The 19,723-nt window shown below is 68.1% G+C and carries 13 protein-coding genes; 3 read left to right on the forward strand and 10 right to left on the reverse strand.

Annotated features, from left to right (window positions below):
• The first annotated feature begins 5 nt into the window (after positions 1–5).
• Positions 6–581, forward strand: a complete 576-nt coding sequence (locus tag ACPV3N_RS13370) for a DUF6931 family protein (RefSeq protein ID WP_440118607.1) — start codon at positions 6–8, stop codon at positions 579–581.
• Entirely contained in the window at positions 578–2,146 is a 1,569-nt protein-coding gene (gene tagH, locus ACPV3N_RS13375; RefSeq protein WP_440118609.1) for a type VI secretion system-associated FHA domain protein TagH, read from the forward strand. Before ACPV3N_RS13370 ends, tagH begins: the two co-directional genes overlap by 4 nt.
• Before the next feature lie 3 nt (positions 2,147–2,149).
• Here the strand turns inward: tagH and ACPV3N_RS13380 are convergent, their stop codons facing one another.
• From ACPV3N_RS13380 to tssK, 6 genes are read right to left on the reverse strand one after another with little or no spacing between them, the layout of a single operon-like run.
• Positions 2,150–4,234, reverse strand: coding sequence for a serine/threonine-protein kinase (locus ACPV3N_RS13380; protein WP_440118611.1), 2,085 nt, complete (start codon positions 4,232–4,234; stop codon positions 2,150–2,152).
• On the reverse strand, positions 4,231–4,959 hold the full coding sequence (locus tag ACPV3N_RS13385; RefSeq protein WP_440118613.1) for a PP2C family protein-serine/threonine phosphatase: 729 nt from the start codon (positions 4,957–4,959) through the stop codon (positions 4,231–4,233). Before ACPV3N_RS13385 ends, ACPV3N_RS13380 begins: the two co-directional genes overlap by 4 nt.
• Positions 4,956–5,462: a type VI secretion system-associated protein TagF gene (gene tagF / locus ACPV3N_RS13390; RefSeq protein WP_440118615.1), complete on the reverse strand. Its 507-nt coding sequence runs from the start codon at positions 5,460–5,462 to the stop codon at positions 4,956–4,958. The genes ACPV3N_RS13385 and tagF overlap by 4 nt, the downstream gene beginning before the upstream one ends.
• Positions 5,444–8,926, reverse strand: a complete 3,483-nt coding sequence (tssM, locus tag ACPV3N_RS13395; protein WP_440118617.1) for a type VI secretion system membrane subunit TssM — start codon at positions 8,924–8,926, stop codon at positions 5,444–5,446. Before tssM ends, tagF begins: the two co-directional genes overlap by 19 nt.
• Positions 8,927–8,939: 13 nt before the next feature.
• On the reverse strand, positions 8,940–10,394 hold the full coding sequence (icmH, locus tag ACPV3N_RS13400; protein ID WP_440118619.1) for a type IVB secretion system protein IcmH/DotU: 1,455 nt from the start codon (positions 10,392–10,394) through the stop codon (positions 8,940–8,942).
• Complete coding sequence (gene tssK, locus ACPV3N_RS13405) at positions 10,391–11,734, reverse strand: type VI secretion system baseplate subunit TssK (protein WP_440118621.1); 1,344 nt, start codon at positions 11,732–11,734, stop codon at positions 10,391–10,393. Before tssK ends, icmH begins: the two co-directional genes overlap by 4 nt.
• Positions 11,735–11,850: 116 nt before the next feature.
• On the opposite strand from tssK, the gene ACPV3N_RS13410 reads away from it, so the two are divergent.
• A complete protein-coding gene (locus ACPV3N_RS13410) occupies positions 11,851–13,248 on the forward strand; it encodes a M23 family metallopeptidase (RefSeq protein WP_440118623.1) in 1,398 nt (465 codons plus the stop codon).
• 11 nt (positions 13,249–13,259) lie between these two features.
• Here ACPV3N_RS13410 and ACPV3N_RS13415 read toward each other — a convergent pair whose 3' ends face one another.
• The 4 genes from ACPV3N_RS13415 to ACPV3N_RS13430 form a co-directional block, all read right to left on the reverse strand.
• Positions 13,260–13,748 (reverse strand): DUF4123 domain-containing protein, encoded by a 489-nt coding sequence (locus tag ACPV3N_RS13415; protein ID WP_440118625.1) that lies wholly within the window; start codon positions 13,746–13,748, stop codon positions 13,260–13,262.
• The gene (locus ACPV3N_RS13420; protein ID WP_440118627.1) at positions 13,745–14,140 is read right to left on the reverse strand and encodes a PAAR domain-containing protein; all 396 of its coding nucleotides are present in this window, start codon (positions 14,138–14,140) and stop codon (positions 13,745–13,747) included. The genes ACPV3N_RS13415 and ACPV3N_RS13420 overlap by 4 nt, the downstream gene beginning before the upstream one ends.
• Before the next feature lie 48 nt (positions 14,141–14,188).
• Positions 14,189–17,326: a CHAT domain-containing protein gene (locus ACPV3N_RS13425; protein WP_440118629.1), complete on the reverse strand. Its 3,138-nt coding sequence runs from the start codon at positions 17,324–17,326 to the stop codon at positions 14,189–14,191.
• Position 17,327: 1 nt separating this feature from the next.
• Positions 17,328–19,723 (reverse strand): beta strand repeat-containing protein (locus ACPV3N_RS13430; RefSeq protein WP_440118631.1); only part of this gene is annotated, 2,396 nt, incomplete at its 5' end.

Consider the following 19,723-nt stretch of genomic DNA (forward strand, 5'->3'; position numbering starts at 1 on the left):
GCGCAATGACGGACTGGTCGATCGTCTTGTGGGCCGATGCGCGACAGGTCGCCGAGCAAGCCGGGCTGCAGCCCGCACTGTGGCCGGCCACGGGCACCGCGCCGCAAGCCTATTTCGAATCCCTGCGGGACGACGGCCGGGGCGACTTGGCGGCGCTCGTCATGGCGTCCTCGCTGCCCCGGCACGAAGCGATCGCCTGGGTTACAAGGGCACTGCCCGATCCGCCGGAAGACGATCCCGATTACCGGAGCAGGCGCCTGATCCTCGACGCCGCGCGGCGATGGGTGGACGAGCCCGACGACATCAACCGGCGGGCAATCTACGCGCTGGCCGAAACCGCCGATACCCAGTGGCCCGAAACGCTTCTGGGGCTGGCGATCTTCTTTTCGGGCGGCTCGATCACGCCGGAAGATCTCGACCCGGTGACCGCGGATCCTGCGGTGTCGGCGCACCTTGCGGCCGCGGCCTTGCAGACCGCGGCGATCGAGCGACTTCCCGCGGACGAGGGCGTGCTGGCGCGCGCGCTGGACCTGGGCAACCAGGTCGCCATCAGGGGACGCGAGGCGCTCACCCGCTCATGACGCTTACACTTGCGATCACCAACAGGGACCGGCTGGAAAACGGTTCACCCCGCGAGCTCGTGCTTCACGGGCGCGGCGCGATCATCGGCCGCGAGCAGACCAGCGACTGGTGCCTGCCCGATGATACGCGGGTGCTGTCGCGGCGCCACTGCGAGGTGGTGTTCCGCGACGGCGCCTACACCCTCGTCGACATAAGCGCTCACGGCACGTTCCTCGGCCAGGAAACCGAGCGCATGGGCGAACCGCGCCGGATCGCCCATGGGGACCGCTTTCGCCTGGGGCCGTACGAGATGGAAGCGCGGCTCAGCGGCGAGGCGCGCGCGGTCTACGAAGCGGAAGTGGCCGCCAGCGCCTCAGCGTCGCAGGGACCCTCGTGGAGCGACTGGGACGATTTTCCCGGCGGCTCGCCCGCGCCGTCCGCGGCGCCGTCAGCCGATCCGTTCGCTGCCGGAAGCGCTGGCGACTGGGATCTTGCGGGCGAACCGCGCGAGGATGTTTCTTCCTGGGCCGACCGGGCGGGAGGCGGCGCGCACGGCCAGTCCGCTGACCAGATTTTCAATTCGCTGACCGACAACCACAAGGTCGATTGGACCGCCGCCGCCTGGGACGTGGCGCCGGGCTTCGACCCGTTCGCGGTGCCCGGTGAAGGCGCGGCATCCGCCCGGCCGTCGACGAGCGATCCGTTCGGCGCCCCGCCCCGGTCGCCGGCCGACCCGTTCGGTGGACCGATCAATCCGCGCGAACAGGCGCCCGCGAGCGATCCGTTCGCCCCGCTGCCCTCGGCCCCGCCTGCGTCCACATCGCCGCCCCCCGCGGCACCGCCTCCGCCTCCCTCGGTTGCGACACGGCACCCCCCTCAACCCCTCCCCTCCGCGGCAAGCGAAGCGTGGGGCCCGCAGCCCGGCCATCCCTCGCCGCCCCCCGCCGCGCACGCCCCGGCGCAGTCCACCCCGCCGCCAACCGCCCCGCCGCCCGGTTCGGCCGGATCCGACGCCGCCTATCGCGAGCTCATGGCCGCGCTCGGCATACCGTCGGCGAGCCTGACGGAGACGCCCGAAGTTGCCGCCGCGCGGGCAGGGCGCATGCTGCGCCGCCTGCTGGCAGGCCTGATGATCCTGCTTGAGGCGCGCGCACGGGCGAAGGACGAGATGGGGGCGAGCGCCACGCAGTTGCGGTTCGACGGCAACAACCCGCTCAAGTTCGCCCGCAACGTGGAACAGGCGCTTCAGATGATGATGAACCCCGCGCGCCAGGGCTACATGGAGGCGGACACTGCGATCGAGGATTCGTACCGCGACCTCCAGGCGCACCAGATCGCGACACTGCGGGCGATGCAGGGGGCTTTGCGCGCGACGCTCCAGCGCTTCTCGCCTGCTTCCATCAAGGCGCGCGCCGGGGATGCAGGTGTGCTCGGCAAGCTGGTGCCCGGTCAGCGCGAGGCGGCGCTGTGGCGCGCCTACGAAAAACAGTTCAGCGGTGTCGCCGAGGGATCGGCCGAAGCGTTCCTCGACATCTTCTCGAAGGAATTCCGCCAGGCTTACGAAGACGCCGCGCGCGGCAACTGATCGTCAGCCGGGAACCTCGTCGGCGACCGAGAACCAGAATATGTCGGTGCGCCAGCCCTTTGCCCGCGCTTCGCTGCGGAAACGGTCCGGCCACGAGGCATCGAGCGGCAGTGGCTGATCGGCCTCCGCGTCGCCGAAAAGCTGCGTCGAGAATGGCCCTCGCCCCGTCACGACCGCTATGCCGTAACTCTCCTTGGGAGGTGATTCGAGATCGGCAGGGTATGGAATTTCGTATCCATCCGGTGTGACGGTACCCAGCAGCAGATCGACCACGGTCTTCGCATTATCCCGGCCCGCAAAAAGCGTCTTCATCCCGTTGTTGGCCTCGATCACCAGGAGGACGATATCGTCGCCAGGCTGGAGTCCTTCGATCCGGAACAACGGCTTCGCGTATCTTCCTTGTAGACTGCCACCCTGGATTGGGATGACCTGGTCCTCGACCTCGTAGGTGCGTTGCGGAGACGTGACGAGGTCGCCGCGCGCCCGGAATTCCCTCAACGCGTCCACTGCGTCGCACATGGTCTGGTTGAACGAGACGACCTCGCCCATGTCGAGCGAGATGTCGGCAGCGCCCTTGCCCGCAAGCCCGTCGGCGATCGCGTTCTGCGCCCCCGCAGGATTGCCGGCGCCGCCCACGAAGCGCGCCACTCCCCCATTGGCGCCGTCGAAGGTCAGCCACGAACACGGTTGCTGGCTCGCCAGCGACGATGCGAGCATCGTGAACTGCGGGGTGCCCGGCTCGACCGCCGCCGCCGGCCCTTCGCCAGCGCCGGCGCCTTCGGCCCGCTCGATCGGCTCTTCCTCGTCGCTCGAGGTGGCAATTACGATGCCGACCAGCCCCAGCACGAGGACGAGCGCCCCCGCGGCCCCGATCAGGGTCCACTTGCCGCCCGGCATCCCCTTCGGAAGTTTCGCGGACAATCCCGTGGTACCACCGCCGTCCGCGCCGCCGCGAGGGGGCGAGGTCGGGGTGAAGGTTCGCGGGCGGTCCTCCATCGGCAGGAATCCGGTGCCGCCCCTGTCTTCGGCTTCGTGCAGCAGCGCGATGAAATCGCTCATCGATTGCGGCCGCATCGCTGGGTCGGGCTGGAGAGCGCGTTCGAACGCGGGCCGGTATTTCGCAGGAATGGCGGAGAGGTCGGGGACCGACATCCGCTTGCGCACAGCGTCCGCGATCGACCCCCCCATGTCGGTATGGCGTCCGCTGGCGACGGCCAGCAGGGTCAGGGCGAGGCTGTAGAGGTCCGTCCACGGACCGATGTTGCGGCCGTATTCGCCGAGCTGTTCGGGCGCGACGTACTTGAGCTTGCCGGCGAACCCGTCGCCCACGATCGTCTGGGTCTGTTCGCGTGCATCGCGGGCGATGCCGAAATCGATGATCTTCGGCCGCTCGGGGTCGCCGTCGACGAGCAGGATGTTGTCGGGCGCGATGTCGCGGTGGATGGCTCCCAGCGAGTGCGCCGCCCCCAGTCCGCGCGCGAGCCGGCGCGCGAGGCCGCCGAACTGCTCGTCGGTCAGGCGCACGCTCCCGAGGCGTTCCTCGAGGCTGGGCCCGTCGACGAACTCGGTGACGATGAACGGACGGCCCTGCAAATCGCGGGAGGTCAGGCGGTAGGGTACGATGGCTTCGTGGTGAAGGCGGGTGAGCGTCGCCGCCTCCTTGTCGAACATTGCCATCACCAGCTCGTCCGACGCGAGGTTCGACAGGATCACCTTGATCGCGACCCGGTCGCTCGGCGAATGCACGTTCACGCCCTCGTAGACCTCGCCCATCCCGCCGCGGGCGATGAACCGAGTGATGCGATAGATCCCGTTGAGGACGTCTCCGACCCGGATCTGCCCCGTGCTCCCCGCAGGGGCAGCAGGAGCAGGCGTCACCTGGCCGAACGGATCGGGCGGCGCTGCCGGTGGCCCGCCTGTGCCGAGGGGCGCAAACGGATCGCCGCCAGAAGGCGCCTGCGGCGCACCTGGTGGCGGATATTGCGGGCCGCCCGGCGGCGGGACCGGCGGACCGATCTCGCCCCCTGCTCCCGAGGGAGGCTGGAAAACGGTCCGATCGTCCTTCCTGTCTTCGTCGTCACCAGTCATGAAAGGCGCTGCGCCTCCACCACGATCACGGTGACGTTGTCGGGCGCGCCGTTGGCATGGGCTGCGCGAATGAGCATCTCGGCGGCGTGTTCGGGCGTTCCCTCGGCGACGATCTCGCGGATGACGTCGTCCGGTACCGGACCCGACAGGCCGTCGCTGCACAGGAGGAAACGATCCCCGGGCTCGACCTCGTCCTCGATGATGTCGACCTGGACGGTTTCCTGCACGCCGAGCGCGCGGGTGAGGACGTGCCCCATCGGGTGATCCTTCGCTTCTGCTGGAGAGAGGATACCCTGATCGACGAGATCCTGCACATGGGTGTGATCGGTGCTGAGCTGGAACAGCCCGCCGCGCCGCCAGATGTACGCGCGGCTGTCACCCACCCAGATGATCGCGAAGCGCTGGCCGCGGATCAGCAGCGAGACGGCGGTGGTGCCCATCTGACCCATCCCGGCCTCCGCGCGCATCCGGACGAGCCGGTCGTTCACTTCGTGCATCCGCGCCGCGGCCGTGCGCACTGCATCGTCGAATTCATCCGGAAACCGCAGCGCACGGAAGCCCTGGACGGCGGTCTGGGACGCGAGCGCCCCGTTCTCGTGCCCACCCATCCCGTCCGCGACGAGCCAGAAGCACTGCTCGTCGTCCACGTGGCCGGAATCCTCGTTACGCTCACGCTTGAGGCCCGGGTCGCTGCGGCACGCGGATTCCAGCCGGTAATCGATCATGAGAGCATCGCTCCGATCGCTTCGCCGCCAGACCCGCCAAGGGGATGCGGCATGGTTGTTTCGTTCTCGTCGGGCACGAACCAGCCGGGCGCGGCAACCTCGCCTTCCCCGGCCGGAAGATCTCCCAGCGCCGCCAGCAGACGGTCGCCCGTCCAGGCGCCTTCGATGGCGGACACGACCGTGTCGTAGAGCGCCTGCGCGGCGGCCCCCGGACGGCCTGCGGCGAGCAGGGGGAACAGTCGTCCCACCCGGTCCGCGCTCGGAATGGCGACGGCCGAGATCCGCTCGCCGCCGTAGATCCACGGCTGTGCATTCCGGTATCGTTCTTCGAACTGGTCACCCCATTCCTCGCGCGCTGCGGCCAGCCAGCCGGCCAGCCAGCGGTCGATCGCGGTTTCCTGTTCGGCCGTCAGGCCCCGACTCACGAAATCGCCGTGCCCGGGAAGCTTGCCGTAAAACGCGGGCGACGCGATGATGCTTGCCGTTACAGTGTCTGCGGGCATCTGACCGACCACAGTCCGCCGCCGCTGAAGGGGTTCTGCGAAGGCGGGAAGGAAATCCGGAACACGGCCTTGGCGGGACCCGGGTTGAAGGTCGCCTCGATCTCGCCTTCGCCCTTGTTGCGCTTCTCCGCGCGATCGAGAACGCGGAACAGCGACCAGGGTCCGTCCTTGCTGTTCCGCCACACCACCTTCTCGCTGCCGCCGTCCGCTGCGCTGTAAATCTTCATTTCCGACATGCGCACGAGCCCGGCACCAGGCTGCCAGGCTATCCGCTTGGGTTCCGCGTCACTCGCGCCGAACCGCAGCGTCGTGCCCCCGGTCGACAATTCGACCCGGCTCACTTCGTTGCCGATCGCGACAAGATCGAATTCGAGCGGAAGCCCCTCGGAAAAGGCGTCCCGCAATATCGCCGCCTTCTGGAAATTGCCGGGGGATACCGGGCTGAATCCGCCGGCGATGGGATCGTCGTCCCGCCAGCGCCAGTACTCCCCGCTGCGGTCGAGATACTGACCGAGCCGCTGGTCGACGAAGGCGTTGAGCAGGCCTCCCGGGCCAAGCGTTTCGCGTACCTGTGTAAGGCTGGCGTCCTCGGTCGCGCCGGGATTGAACGGGTACTTTCCTTCGACTACCTGCTGGCAGGCAGGCAGCACGGTGTCCTGGTATGCGACCGAGGTTTCTCCCTGGAGCGTGCCGACCTGGGCCTGGCTTCCTCCCGTGGCGACATCGGCGGCGAACTGCCTGACCATGTCCGGTACCTGCAGCGCGCTCTGCTGGAGCGGCGCCATCGCCTGGGCGAGCGCGCCTGCGCTGTCTGCGCCGACCCCGGCGCTCTGCGCGACAAGCACCTGTTTGAACGATTCGCGCACCTGGTCGATGAACTGATCGATCGGCGCGGCCTCCTTTCCGCTACCGGTCCACGCGTTGAGGTCGGCAAAGTGCGCGGCAATCTGCGCGTCGGCCGAACCCCCGCCGCCGCCCGAGGCTCCCGCGATCTGGCCGGCTGTCCGGACGTAGCGGTTCTGTTCGAGCTTGCGCCGCGCCAGGTCCCCGGCCTTGCCCGCCGCGCCCCCGCCGAACGAGGTGTTCCTGCGAACTTCCGCGAGGACCGTCTTCAACGGCGACGGGGTCTTGGCAAAAGCGCTGTAGGCCTGCTGGTCGGAGAAGAAATTCGCCGGCTTGAGCGACGCCACGACGCGTTCCCACTGCGCGATGTAGTCGGCGGCGTAAGCTGCCGATACGCCTGCCTTGAGCCCGCTCATCTCCTGCCGCAGGCTCTCCTTGGCCGCGTCGTCCCCCAGTACCCACAGTTCGCCCTTGAGGTCGCGTTCGACGGTTGCGAGGCGGACCGCGTAGCTCTTGGTGAAGCCGGCCTTGGTGAAGAAGTACGGAACCGACTGGTTCATCACCACGTCCGGGTTGGCGAAGGCGCGCGCGTCGGCCTGGCGCAGGACGTCGCTCATCTGCCAGTCCGCAGCAGGATTCGCGGCTTTCTGGAGCATGATCGCATAGGCGCGCTGGGCGAGGCTCATCTGGCCGACGCTTGCCCGCGCCGCATCGACGAGGTTCGCGTCGAGCGGTGCCCGCCGGCCCGGCCAGGCAGCCGAGATATCGGGATCTTCGGTAAGCGCCTTCAGGTGCACGGCGAGGTCCTTGCGGATGGGGGCCATCTCGCCGCCGGCGAACTGCTCGCCCGCCCAGTCGCGCTCGACGAAATTGCGCACGGTCTTGCCGTCGATCCGTCCCTCGGGTCCCGCACCGCCCAGCATCAGGTAGACCTTGAGCGGTTCGTAGAGCGCCACCGGATCGGCCATGCGCGCCTGCATCTGCTGCTCCAGCCGCAGGACAATGCGCGGAAGAAGGATACGCCTCAGGCCGATGCGATAGGCCTCTTCGTTCTGCCGGCTGAGGCCGGACTGGAAGAGGCCGAAACGCCTCGTCAGCGGCGCCCCCCCGGCTTCGATCGCCGCGTAACCTTCGGGAAGGTTTCGCAGCTGATTGAGGAGCGGAACCAACTGGTCGAGGGGCGCATCGCTGTCGCTCACCCTGACCAGGTCCACCTGGCTCGCGTCGATTTCCTCGGCCACCTCGCGCGCGGCCCGGTTGCTGTCGGTCTGGAATGACCGGTTGGAGACGAAGCTGACGACCCAGGCCAGCACCAGCAGCGTCGCGACCGCCGCGATTCCGGCGAGTGCCATCGTCATCTGCGACTTGCGCCTGCGCGCGGCCGCAGCGTCGGCGATCGGCAGCCCCGCCTCGGCGAACGCGACGTCCTGCAAAAGGCGATTTAGGAAGAAGGCGCGGCCCTCCTGCGAACCGGCAGTTTCGCCATGCGCTCCGAACGATTGCGATACGCCCTCGAGGATGCGGTCGATCGCGCCGCCGTCCTGCATGCCCGACGTGAGGTAGAACCCGCGCAGCCGCCCGCTCGGCCGGTCCTCGTTGAGGAACGCGCCCTCGATGAACCGGTGCAGCGGCGCGCGCACCGCGTGGAGCTGGCTCGGGAAGCCGAGGATCAGTCCGCGGCGGCGGATGTCCTGTTCCTCGTGCAGGCGCTTGGGATGGCGCGACTGGATGTCGTTGACCATGTGGTCGAACGCCGTGGTGACGTCGCTCGACGACAGCCTCTCCGCCTTCCAGTCGAACGTATGGCCGAAGACGGCGCGGCGCCCGTCGACGTCAAGGTCGCCGAAGAAATCGGCGAATCCGGCGAGGAGATCGGCCTTGGTGAGGACAAGGTAGACCGGCAGTTCGGTCTGCAGTTCCTGCCGGATCTCGTGCAGACGGTGGCGCACGATCGCGGCATGGCGGTCGATCGTACGCACGTCGCCCTTCTGCAGTTCGTCGACCGGCATGGCCACGAACACGCCGTTGACCGGCTCGAACGGGCGGTGGCGGCGAAGCAGGCGAAGAAGGCTCGTCCAGCCCGATTTGTCGACCTCGCTGTCGGAATCCTGGGTCGTGTAGCGGCCCGCGGTATCGACCAGCACGGCCTCGTCGGCGAACAGGAAATCGAGGTTGCGCGTCCCCCCACTGCCGCCCAGCGTCTGGTCGGAAAACGGGAACCGCAGGCCCGAATTGACCAACGCGGTCGTCTTTCCCGCTCCCGGCGGACCGATGATGACGTACCAGGGTCGCGAGTAGAGGTAGTTGCGCTTGGCCCCGCTCGCGCTGCGCAATTTCGCGATCGCATCGCGCATCCGGCTCTCGACCGCGCCGGCCTCCTCGCCCGCGCGGTCCGAACCGGCCAGCTCCGCCGCGAGCGCCGCCTCCGCCCGCTTCGCTTTGCGGCGACGCAGGAAGAACATCAGCCCCCACAGGCCAATGAAGACGCCCGCGACAAGCAGCCGAACCCACAGCGGCTTCATCCACGAAACGAACAGCGGCAGGCCGACCGCGAAGAGCAGGATCAAGAGCAGCGTGGTGCCGACCGAAACCGTCCACCAGCTGGTAAAGAAGCGCTTCATCGGGCCCGCCCCGTCACAGTCCGTGGTCGAGGACGACCTCGACCCGCCGGTTGCGCGCCTTGCCCGCGGCACTGTCGTTCGAGGCGATGGGGACCGTGTCGCCCAGCCCCACCGCTCTCACGCGCGACTTGTCGCTGAGCTGGGTGCGGATAATGTCCGCCACCGTGCGGGCCCGCGCCTCGGAAAGGGCCATGTTGCTCGGGAACTCGATGGTCGGATTTATCCGGTCGGAATCGGCGTGTCCCTCGACCGTGATGGTGCCGCGCTCGAGCTCTGCCGCCTTGCCGATGCGCTCGAAGATCGCCTCGCGGCCCGCGACAAGGTCGTCCGAAGCGGGCTCGAACAGCGTGCCTACGGTGGTTCGCACCCGGTTGTTCTCGACCTCGACGAGACCCTGCTGGATTTCGGGCGCAAGAAACTGGCGCAGCCGGGCCTCGGCATCGGTCGGCGGGGGCGTGAAGGCCGCCGCCGAGCGATTGAGCTCGAGCGGATCGCCGGGAAACAGGTTTGCCACCCGTTCCTCGACATCGTTGCTGGTGGTGAACAGCACGACGAAGAAGACGAGATAGATGAGGAAGCAGACCCCCGCCGCGATCGCACCGACCAGAGCGACGAGACCCCAGAAGTTGCCGGGATTGCGCGCCGCCTTCTCGCCCTGCCAGTGATGGACGATCTCGTGCTGCGACAGCGAGCGGAGGTGGTCGAGCGCACCCACCAGGCTGCTCATCACCTCGCGCTTCTTGCTGAAGCCGTCCGGCATCGTGCGCGTGCGGCCTTCGAAGCCGGCCGCGAGGCAGGCGTGGAACAGCTCGATCAGGTCGCGGTTGCGCGCGGGATCGCGCAGCATCTCCTGGACGAACTCCCAGAACCGGTCGCCGCCGATGTTTTCGCGGAAGAAGGTCACGACCATGTTGCGCTGGGCCCACTGGGCGCCGCCCCCGGCCATGCCCGGCAGGTTCTGCATCACGTCGTCGATCGTCGCGCAGACCGCGTACTTGGCTCGTTGCCGCACGCCTTCTGGGTAGAGCGGCTCGATCGCACTTTCGAAAGCACGGATAGCGGCCGTTGCGCGGGCGTGGAACTCCTGCATCGGGATCTGCCACCGACCCGACTGGATCGCAGCGGCCATCGCCAGCACCGGCGCGGCATGCGCGACGAGGGGATTGCGGTCGTCGCGCGGGGCGCGAGGCTGGGGAACGTCGTCTGCGAACTGCACGGGGGCCGTCGTCGCCCCGGACGAAGTGGAGGGAGGCGGCCCGCCGAGCGGCTCGCCGAACGGGTCGCGTCCGGTCCCACCGGGCGGCGGGGAAGGCGGCGACCCGAGAAACGGGTCGTTCGATGGCGACGGCGGCGCACCCCAGCCACCGCCCGGGGGCGGCGGGGGCGAAGGCGGCGGCGTGCCGGCCGCGCCTCCGCCGCGCAGCGGTGAGGGCCGGAACACAGTCTTGTTGCGGTCGTCCGAGCTCATGATTTCTTCTGCTTGACTGCCCACAGCTCGAGCTTGAGCTGCGGCCACTCGTCCGCGACGAAGATCCCCATGGCGGGCGCGGCGTAAACCTGCGCCCAGTCCTCCGCCCCGCGATCGAGCTCGAAATAGACGTAGCCCGGCAACACGTGGAGCTGGGAGGGGGGCGTGGTCACGTGCCGCAGCGGAATGCCCGCCTGCAACGAGGAACCGACCAGTTCGCGCATCTTCGTGTTGGGGCCGATCTTGCAGATGGCGGGGAAACGGCTGCGGATTTCCTCGAGCGACTTGGTGGGGTCGGCAACCGCGAGGTAGATATAGCTCTGCTTGAGCAGGGCGCGGTTCTTGATGACGTGCAGGTACTGCCCCGGACCACGCGCCACGACCTCGAGCGGTTCTACGGAGCGATCGAACTCGCCAGACAGAAGCATCTGCAGAAGGTCGATCACAGGATCGAAGCAGGCCTGCAGGTTCTCGTGATCGTAAGCCGGCAGCGGCGGCGGGCGGCGTTCCTTGCGGGTCAGCGTCGAGACCTCGCCGGCCATCGCGAGCAGGGTTTCGAACAGGCGCTCGGGATGGATCGCCGGCATCGACTGCAGGTGTCCGAGGACCGCCGTCCAGCGGTTGAGCGACTGGAGCAGCAGGAACGCCTTGTAGGTATCCTGTCCGCCCTCGGTGGTCTCTGCTGCGCGCAGCGCAAGTTCGCCGATCATCTGGTCCGCTCGCCCGATGAGATCCGCGACCGCCCCCTTCAGGCGCACCGCCCGAATGTCGATCGTAGGCGGGATATATCCGGCGTCGAACACCAGCTTCTTGCCGGACACCTCGCGCACACGCGCGATCCCGACCAGCAACCGGCCGTCTGTCTCGTCCGCGGTCAGGCCAATCCGCAGGTTGGGAACGCCGAGGGCTATTTCCTCTGACGCCCGTTCCTCGGAAAAGTTGTCGGTGACCTGTGCCTCGATCACCTTGAAGCGGGCATCGAGCGACGGCTGCTCCGCCTCGTCGAATTCCATCGCGCCGCTCTGGCGCGGAGGCAGCGTAAGGTAGACGATCGCGTCTCGCACCGACGATCCGATCGCCAGCGGCGGCGGTGGCGGCTGGTCGCCGGGGATCGAAAACGGCGTCCCATCGGGCATGACGCCCTTCGCCGAGCGCAGCGCGACCTGCCCGATCTCGGCCAGCGAGGTGTCGAGCTCGATTTCCGAGAACCCCCAGGAGTAGGGCAGCGCCCAGTCGTGCCGCGCGCCGACCAGCGATTCGAAGTGCCGGTCCTGCGCCTGAAAATGCTGCGGCCGCAGGAACATTCCTTCGCGCCAGGCCACACGATTTCGACCGGTCATGCCTTGTCGCCCCCTCGGCGGCCAATTAAGCATACGCGCGTGTCATGTAAAAGCGCGCATGCTGCCGATTGTTCGGCACTTTCCGGGCCGCCGCAAGGCTTTTCGGCAACCGCGCGATGAAGCGCGAGACGACGTCGTTCGACCCCAAGACCTGGCTGGACGACCGCAAGCCGTCGCCCGAAACAACGTCGTTCAACCCGAAGACCTGGGTGGGCGACGGTCCGCCGCCGGCCACCGACGGCAAGCCGCAGCCGGGATCCCCACCGCGCCGCGTTCCGCTGCTGGCCTCCCTTGCCGGGCTTGCGCTCGCGATTGCGACCGGCGCATGGTTCTGGCTGGGAAGCGAGGATGCCGCCGATTCCGGCGACGGTGCTGCCGCCACCGCGACACCGACCGCTCCGGCGGGCGCCGTGATCGAAAGCGCGCCGACGGAGGCGCCACGGATCGTTTCGGTCCGGAACTACCAGGACCTCGGGATCGCGCTCGAACAGATGGGCGTCCCGCTGGGCGAAGCGATGGCGATCGCCCGCGAAGCGGTCGGCGCGCTGGGGGTCGAGGACCAGGAGATGCGGATCGAGGTCGTCCTGACGGGCCGCGGCGAGGCGAGGACCGTGCATTCGCTCGTCGCCGAACTCGACGGAGGCACCGGGGTCAAGCTCACCCGCCAGTCCGACGGCACATTCGCGCGCGAGGAGAACTTCCTCAACGCGGAGACCCGATACAGTTCCGCTACCGGGACCTACGATGGTGGAACGTTCTATACGTCCGCGCTCGGCGCGGGAATGCCCGACAGCCTGACAACCCCGTTCGCCAAGGCCTTCTCGTTCGACTTCGACTTCCGTGATCTCAGCCGGGGAGACACCTTTCTTGCCGTCTGGGAAGAGCGGGTGACCAGTTCGGGCCGGCGCCTTTCGCCGCCCCGGCTCATCTATGCCGAGCTTCGGACCGCCGTTGCCGGTTCGCATGCCTATTACGCGTTCACCCCGCCGGATGAGGTCGAGCCGCGCTGGTTCGACGCGCAGGGCAACGGCGCGGCGCGGGGCCTCATGCGCACGCCGGTCGACGGGGCGCGCATCACCAGCGGCTTCGGCGGCCGGCGCCATCCCGTCCTCGGCATCCTCAAGAACCACAACGGGACCGACTTCGGCGCACCGGTCGGGACCCCGATTTACGCATCGGGCAACGCGACCGTCGCGGCGGTGCTCCCCATGCACGGCGCGGCAGGCAATATGATCAAACTGCAGCACGGCGAGAACATGCAGACGTGGTACATGCATCTGGTTCGCTTCGCGGAAGGGATCAGCGCCGGACAGGCGGTGAACCAGGGCGAAATCATCGGCTACGTCGGAGCGACCGGCCGCGTGACGGGCGCCCACCTGCACTACGAGGTCCGGATCGACGGTGTGCCGACCGACCCGCTCACCTACGAAACGACCAAGGTCGAGCCGCTGGTCGGGGAAGCGATGACCATGTTCGCGGCGCGGCGCGCGGAAATCGACGCCGCCCGCAAGTAGTCCGTTCGCCGTCATGCTGTCGCCGCCGATCCGGCAACAGGCACACCGTCGACAAGCAGGCCGCCGCGCCATTCGTACCTGCGCCTCCCGCCGGCACCGAGATCGGCCACGGCCAGTTCGATCGGTTCCAGGAAGGCGCCGACCTGGTCTGCCGTCTCGGTCCGCGCGAATACATCGAATACGCGCGGATCCCAGAACCGGAACATCACGATTTCACCGTCGGGCAGACGCGCGGTGGTAAAATGCCTCAGATGCCGCCGCAACGCGGCAAGCTCCAGCCCGCTCCGCAGCAGGATACCCCAGAAGCGGCCGGATTCGTGCGCGCGCCAGAGCTTGGCGATCGCCGAATCCTCTTCGATCGCGACCAGCCATGGAAGCGCCTTTCGCGTTTCCCCGTCGTAGTCGCCGGAATAGAGGCAGGCCTGATCGCGCTCGGCGGCAACGATGTCATACAGCCGCGCGTCGGCCGCGCCGTCGACGACCGCATACCAACGGCTCACCAGTGGCAGACCGCGCAGTAGGGTTTGGCCTCGCGGTGCGCGCCGATGAAGGTTTTCATCTGCAGGTTCGGCTGCGAGAAAGGAACATTGCCGGGCATGCCGGCACCGCCCCCCCCGCCGCCGCCGCCACCGTTCCCTCCATCGCCGATCAGCACCGTCGGCGCGCCGACGACGATGACCCCGCCGTGCGCCGTGTTGTCCCCGATCCGCGCGGCTGGAAGCCCGCCGACGAGTACCGTGGCGGAACCCTTCACGATGATGTCAGATGGGCCCACGCATATGCACATGTCCGAAACGCGCGCCTGTGGCACCCCGACCGTGATGACGTTGGGCTGCCCCTTGACGATCGGACCCCCGACATGCGGGATCGGCGGCGTGCCCGGTGTCGCCATCGGGCAGGTGTGCATGTCGCCTATGCGCGAGGCGGGCGGCACCGGGACCTACTGACCGGTCGCCGCTGCGACCTGCACCGGCGCGCCGGCAAGCAACGAATTGTCGGTATCGCCCACGACGAAGAAGCCACCCCAGAAGAAGGGATGCGAACTGGCCCGCACTCCCATCAGATCGCGCTGCGCGACGTTGAGCGCTGTTGCGATGTCGTTGGTCCGGCCACTTTCGTAGAAGCGCTGCATGAACACTTCACTGTCACCGCTGTTCGACGTTTCCCAGTAGGTCGCCAGGACAGCCCGGGCGTTGGCACTGAAGAACGCGCGCACGAGTCCTTCGAGGGTCGCACCCGGCTGGGCTTCGCCCGACAGGCGAAGGGCGCGTTCGCCAATGGCCGAAGCGGTCTCGCAGGCCGACAGCACGACGAGGTTCGCATCGAGGCGGAGCTTGGCGATCTCGTCGAAGCTGAGCAGCAGGTCCGAGCCATCCGTGCCGAGCGAGGTGAGCAACGCCGCGGGCGCTTCCGGGCAGCCGAACTGGCCCTCCGTCAGACCGTGGGTGGCGAAATGGAGGATCTTGAACCGCGACAGGTCCCCGTCGGCCTCGCCCATGCGCATCACCGCAGTATCGGTGAACGAGCCGTCCTGGACGACCGGCGCGGTGCCGATTTCAAGGGCGTTGGCCGCCAGCTGGATCTCGCGCGCGGGGATCGGCGCGAGACGGGTCGTGAGCTCGCCAACCGCCGCCGGGGCAAGCCAGCACGGCCCGACCTTGATCATCCCCTGCGCCGCTGCCGCCGATGGCAACGGTTCGGGCGAAGCGAAGCCGATCAGTGGCTGGGTTGCCTTGGACGGCGCGAGCGCGCGCGACGCCACGAAGCTGCGCGGAGAAATCGCGACGCTCGAGGTCATTCGTTTGGCCAGGAAGTCGATCTTGGTATAGTCGAGCTTGTCCTTCTGGCGGGTGAAGCTCAGGACCGCCCTGGGATCGGTGACGAGCACGGCCGGCGACAACCCACTGAGGACCTGTCCGCCATCGACGACGAGGCTAGTCTTCCCCTTAATCTGCTCATCGATCGATCCGAAGAGTATCCGATACAGGACCACTGCGTTGGTGACCGAGAATTCGGGAACCCGCCCGTAATCGATCCCGCCGTCAATCGAATCGCGAAGCCGCTTGCTGACGAGGAGCACGTCGTTGACATCCTGCGTCGGGCGGATGGCGTGCGACCCGCTCTTGTCCACCATCATCCCGTAGATGCGGTCGCCGATGACGTTGAAGCGGACGTACGCTTCCCCGTCGCGGAGGGCGGACCGGACTTCCGTCAGGCTTGCCGGACCGGTCGAAACCGGACTGAGGCGGGCATCCGCCTGGACCCTTGCGTCGAGTTCGAAGTAGCGCGCCTGGACGTCGGCCCGCCGCTGTTCGAGTTCCTGCGTCGGCTGCCCGGCATCGCGCGCCTCCTGCAGCAGCAGTTCGGTCTCGGTCAGCGAGCGCTGCAGATCGGCGAGTTCGCGGAGCATGCCGCCGGTTTCGCCGTCTGCCGCGACGATGGTCTGCAACTGGCTGATCTGGCGGGCGGCCCCGGGCTCGCCGCTGACCTGCAGCGCCTGGAAATACTTGTGAGCCGCGCCGTCGTCGCCGGCCTCCACCCGCTCGGCGAGCCGGTCGAGGTAGGGCCGAAGCGCGGTTGTCGAGAACGCCGCGCTTTCCTCGCGGGCGAGCAGGAGCGCGTCCACGGCCTTTTCGTACGCCGCGTCGATCTCGGCCTGGGGCCTCCCGGCCCTGGCGACGAGGGCCGCCCGCTCGAGCTCGAATTCGGCAACCGCCGGCTCGGCGCCCGTTCCGGCCCGGGCGAGCGCACCGCGCTTGAGATCGGCGATGGCGCTGTCGAACGACCTGAACGCCGCGCTGTAATCCCCGCGGGCGGCCTCGATCCGGCCTTGCTGGCGGGAAATGCGCGCGCTCATCCACATGATCCCGTCGTCGCGGGTACGCTCCGCGGCCAGAACGCTGCGCAGCTGGCCGAAGCGCTCCCGGGCGCGCTGGAGGGCGGCCTCTGCTCCGGTGGTGTTGCCCAGCGACAGTTCGGCGACACTGAGCGCCCAGGCTGCCTGCGCATTCAGGAACGCATCGCGCTTGCCCTGGTCGTTTCCGAGCGCGATCGCCGAACGGACATCGCCCTCGCCGGCGGCGACCGCGTTGAGCTGGAGCAGCGTACTGGGATCCGTAAGCGCGCCGCTTGTGGTCCTGTTGCCCGTCACAAGCGGCTGCAGGAGCCGCCGCGCAGTCTCGAAATCGCGCTGGTTGAGCGCATGGAGGCCGAGATAGCTTTGCAGTTTGGCGCGCAGGTTGCGCTGGTTCTCGGTATCCAGCGTCGCGATGATTGCGCCGGCATCGGCGAAGAGCTTTTCGGCGCTGCTGAAGAACTGGATATTCGAATCCGCCAGCCCTGCCTCGAGCATGAGCGAAGCGCGCGTCGCCGGAGATGCCTGCGGGTCGAGCCGGCCAAGCGAGTCGGTCAGGTATCGCGATGCATCGGCGCTGAGGCCGCGGAAATTGAGCGCCGTGCCGCGGCCGAGGATGGCATCGAGGCTTTCGCTCCCGGCGCTCGCGGCGACATTGGCGAACGTGCCTTGCGGCCTTTGCAGCGCTGCCACGTCGAGCGGCTGGCGATCTGACGTCGCATTCTCAGGCGTATCGAGACCGGCGAGGATTCGTGCAGCCTGGTATCCTGCCCCCACCGCATTGGGAGCAGCGGCGATCTGGTACGCGCTGTTGCCGCGGTTCGCATCCACGAGGACGGCCTCGAACCCAAGCCCCGGATCGACGCACCGCCGCGCGACGGCCCTGTCGAAGCCCTCCAGCGTGACTGGCTGCGCTGCCCCGCAATTGAGCGAGGCGGTGAACGCGTCGCGCGAAGAGCCGCTGTCGAAACTGCGGACACGCGCCAGGGTGCCAGATGCGCTTCCGCTGCAGTTCACCGAATAAATGTCGGAGAACTTGGTGCTGCTCGCACCGAAGCTCGGGTCGGTCCAGTTGTAGGCCGCCGTGCACGGTTCGCCGGCTGCGTTCTCGCCCAGGCTGAACTGTCCCCCCGGGCTAGCAGAGGGAACGGTCGCACATCCGGCAAGTACCAGCGCGAGCCCGGCCGAAGAAAGAGCGAGATAGCGCGATCGCACGAAAATCATCTCAGTTGTCTCCCTGGCGTTCGACGCACACGCCTCTTTCGTCACGCGGACACTCGAGGTTCTGGTCGTCCGACGCGGCGTCAGAGAACAGCCCCTCGTTGTTGGTTCCGACCAGCGGATCGAACGGCACCAGCAGTCCGGTGTCGCCCGACAGCGGGTTCACGGCCTCGCGCGGGAGTGAGATCGTCGTGGTCCCGACGGTGGCGTTGAGGCAGTCGGCGCCGCTTCCGATCTGGCATCCGTTGATGCGCGAGAACGGGCGCTGGAGCGTGTCATCGACGAAGATCACCGGTTCGCCCGCGATCGCCGCCGACGGTCCGACGAGGTTGTTGATCTGGCCGAACAGAGCAAAGGTGTTGGTCGGGTCGAGCGTGTCGATCCTGAGCGTGCCGCCCCCGCCGACCGATCCGATGACCGCGCCGTTGTTGGTGGCTACCCCCCCTGTCACGCTGCCCGTGTTCTGGAACAGTGCCGAGTTGGCGTAGGACACCGACAGGTTGCCGGCCCGCAGATAGACGGGATCGCTTGCTCTCGCGGCGCTCAGCGGGGTCTGCAGGCCCGGATTGAAGAGCGACGATCCCGAATTGCCGACAATCAGGAACGCCAGGTCCTGACTACCGCGGCCCTTGACCTCGTTGAGGAACGGCAGCTGACCGAAAGCGATGTCGGTCGCACGCAGGTCGAGCGTGGCCTGCCCGAGGTTGATCGTCGCATTGTCGATGTCGGCCGTTATCCGCGAAGCGAGGCCGGTCGCCGACGCCGGACCAGTGCCTGCGCCGCCGCCGAAGCGAACGACGCGGCCTGCACCGTCGGCGGTGAAGTTTCCATCGAAATGGACCGTGCCCGTCGTTGTGGTCAGCACGTCGAACCGCTGCGATCCCGCGGCGCCGGTCAGGCTCACGCCCCTCACGTTCACGGCGTTGCCGCCCGCGTCGATCGTCAGGGTGGCAGCGTCGATTCGGTCGAGCTCCGCGTCGCTGAGCGCGAACACTCCCGGTCCCGAGCCCAGCGCCACGCCGCCCGTCCCGCTGGCCCGCAGGACCACGTCGGACGCCTTGAAGGAGCCGCCAATGGCGACGTCGCCCGCGGTCACAGTGGCTGCAGCGGTTCTCGCATCTACGGCTGCCTGGGTGGTGAAGGTGCCGTTCGTCGTGACGGTCATACCCAGAGACGACACGGGACCGGTGAAGGTCACCGAGGAAGGCCGCGCCACGGTCCCGACCCTGAGCGCACCCCCAGCCGTCGTGCCGCCCGCGATCACCGCGCCCGTCGTGTCGAGATTGATCGTGGTGCCTGCCTGCAGCGCTGCCCCGGCGCCGGTCAGCGCCTGGCCCAGCGTCAGCGCACCGCCGCCCGTGCTGTCGATATCGATTGCTCCACTGGCACTGACCTTCCCCGTGGTCGTCACCGGGCCCCTTGCCGCAAGACCGACGTCTCCGCCCGTTGCGGTAACCGAGGTTGCCGAAATCGCGCCGCTGGCCGCGCTGACGAACACGAACCTGTCCGAGCTTACGGCGCCAGTAGCGGTGACGTTCTGCGATGCGGAAAGGACTACGCCGCCGCCCGCCGCAGTCGCACCCGTGGTCGAGATCGATCCGCCGGTGCTGGTGACGCCGACCTTGCCCGCAGTCGCATTGACGGTCGTCAACGTTACGTTTCCGCCGCCAGCTATGTCGACGGCCTTGCCGCTAACAGGGCCCGTAGCGCTGACGGTCGTTCTCGCCGCCAATGACACCGCGTTGCCCGCGGTGACCGCCACGGTGGAAATCGCGCCGTTGGTCGCCCCGATGCTGACGTTCGCGTCCGAGCTTATCGTTCCGGAAGCAGTCACGTTCTGTGCGGCCGTCAGGATAGCGTCTCCGCCGATCGCTGCGACGCCCGTAGTGGTGATCGAACCGCCAGTGCTCGTCAGCGAGATCGGGCCCGAACTCGTGCTCGCGTTCCTGATCGAGATGTTGCCACCGCTGACGATTCCGAGAGCGCCGGATGTCGCCACGATGTCCTGTCCGGTCACCGCTCCCGTCACCACGAAGTTCACGCTCCTGGCCGTCACCGGGCCGGTGAACGTGGCCGAGGACGGAGCCCTTGCACCCCCGACCGTGAACGCTCCGCCCGCAAGCACCCTGCCCGCAGACAGTGCGCCCGCGGTGTCGAGGCTGATCGTCGTGCCCGCGTTGAGCGTGCCGAGGTCGAGCGCGCCGCCCGCGGTGCTGTCGACGTCGATCGCATTCGACGCCGAGATGCCCCCGGTGGTGATCGAACCCGGCGCCGTCAGCAGCGCATCGCCGCCCGAGGCCGACACGAAGCTCGCCGAGATGGCGCCGCCGGTGCTGTCGATGTCGACGTTGCCCGCGCCCGAGGCGACGAAGCCCAGGCTCACGTTGCCCGACGCCTGCA

It is taken from the genome of Tsuneonella sediminis, assembly GCF_051912845.1.
GTDB lineage: Bacteria > Pseudomonadota > Alphaproteobacteria > Sphingomonadales > Sphingomonadaceae > Tsuneonella > Tsuneonella sediminis.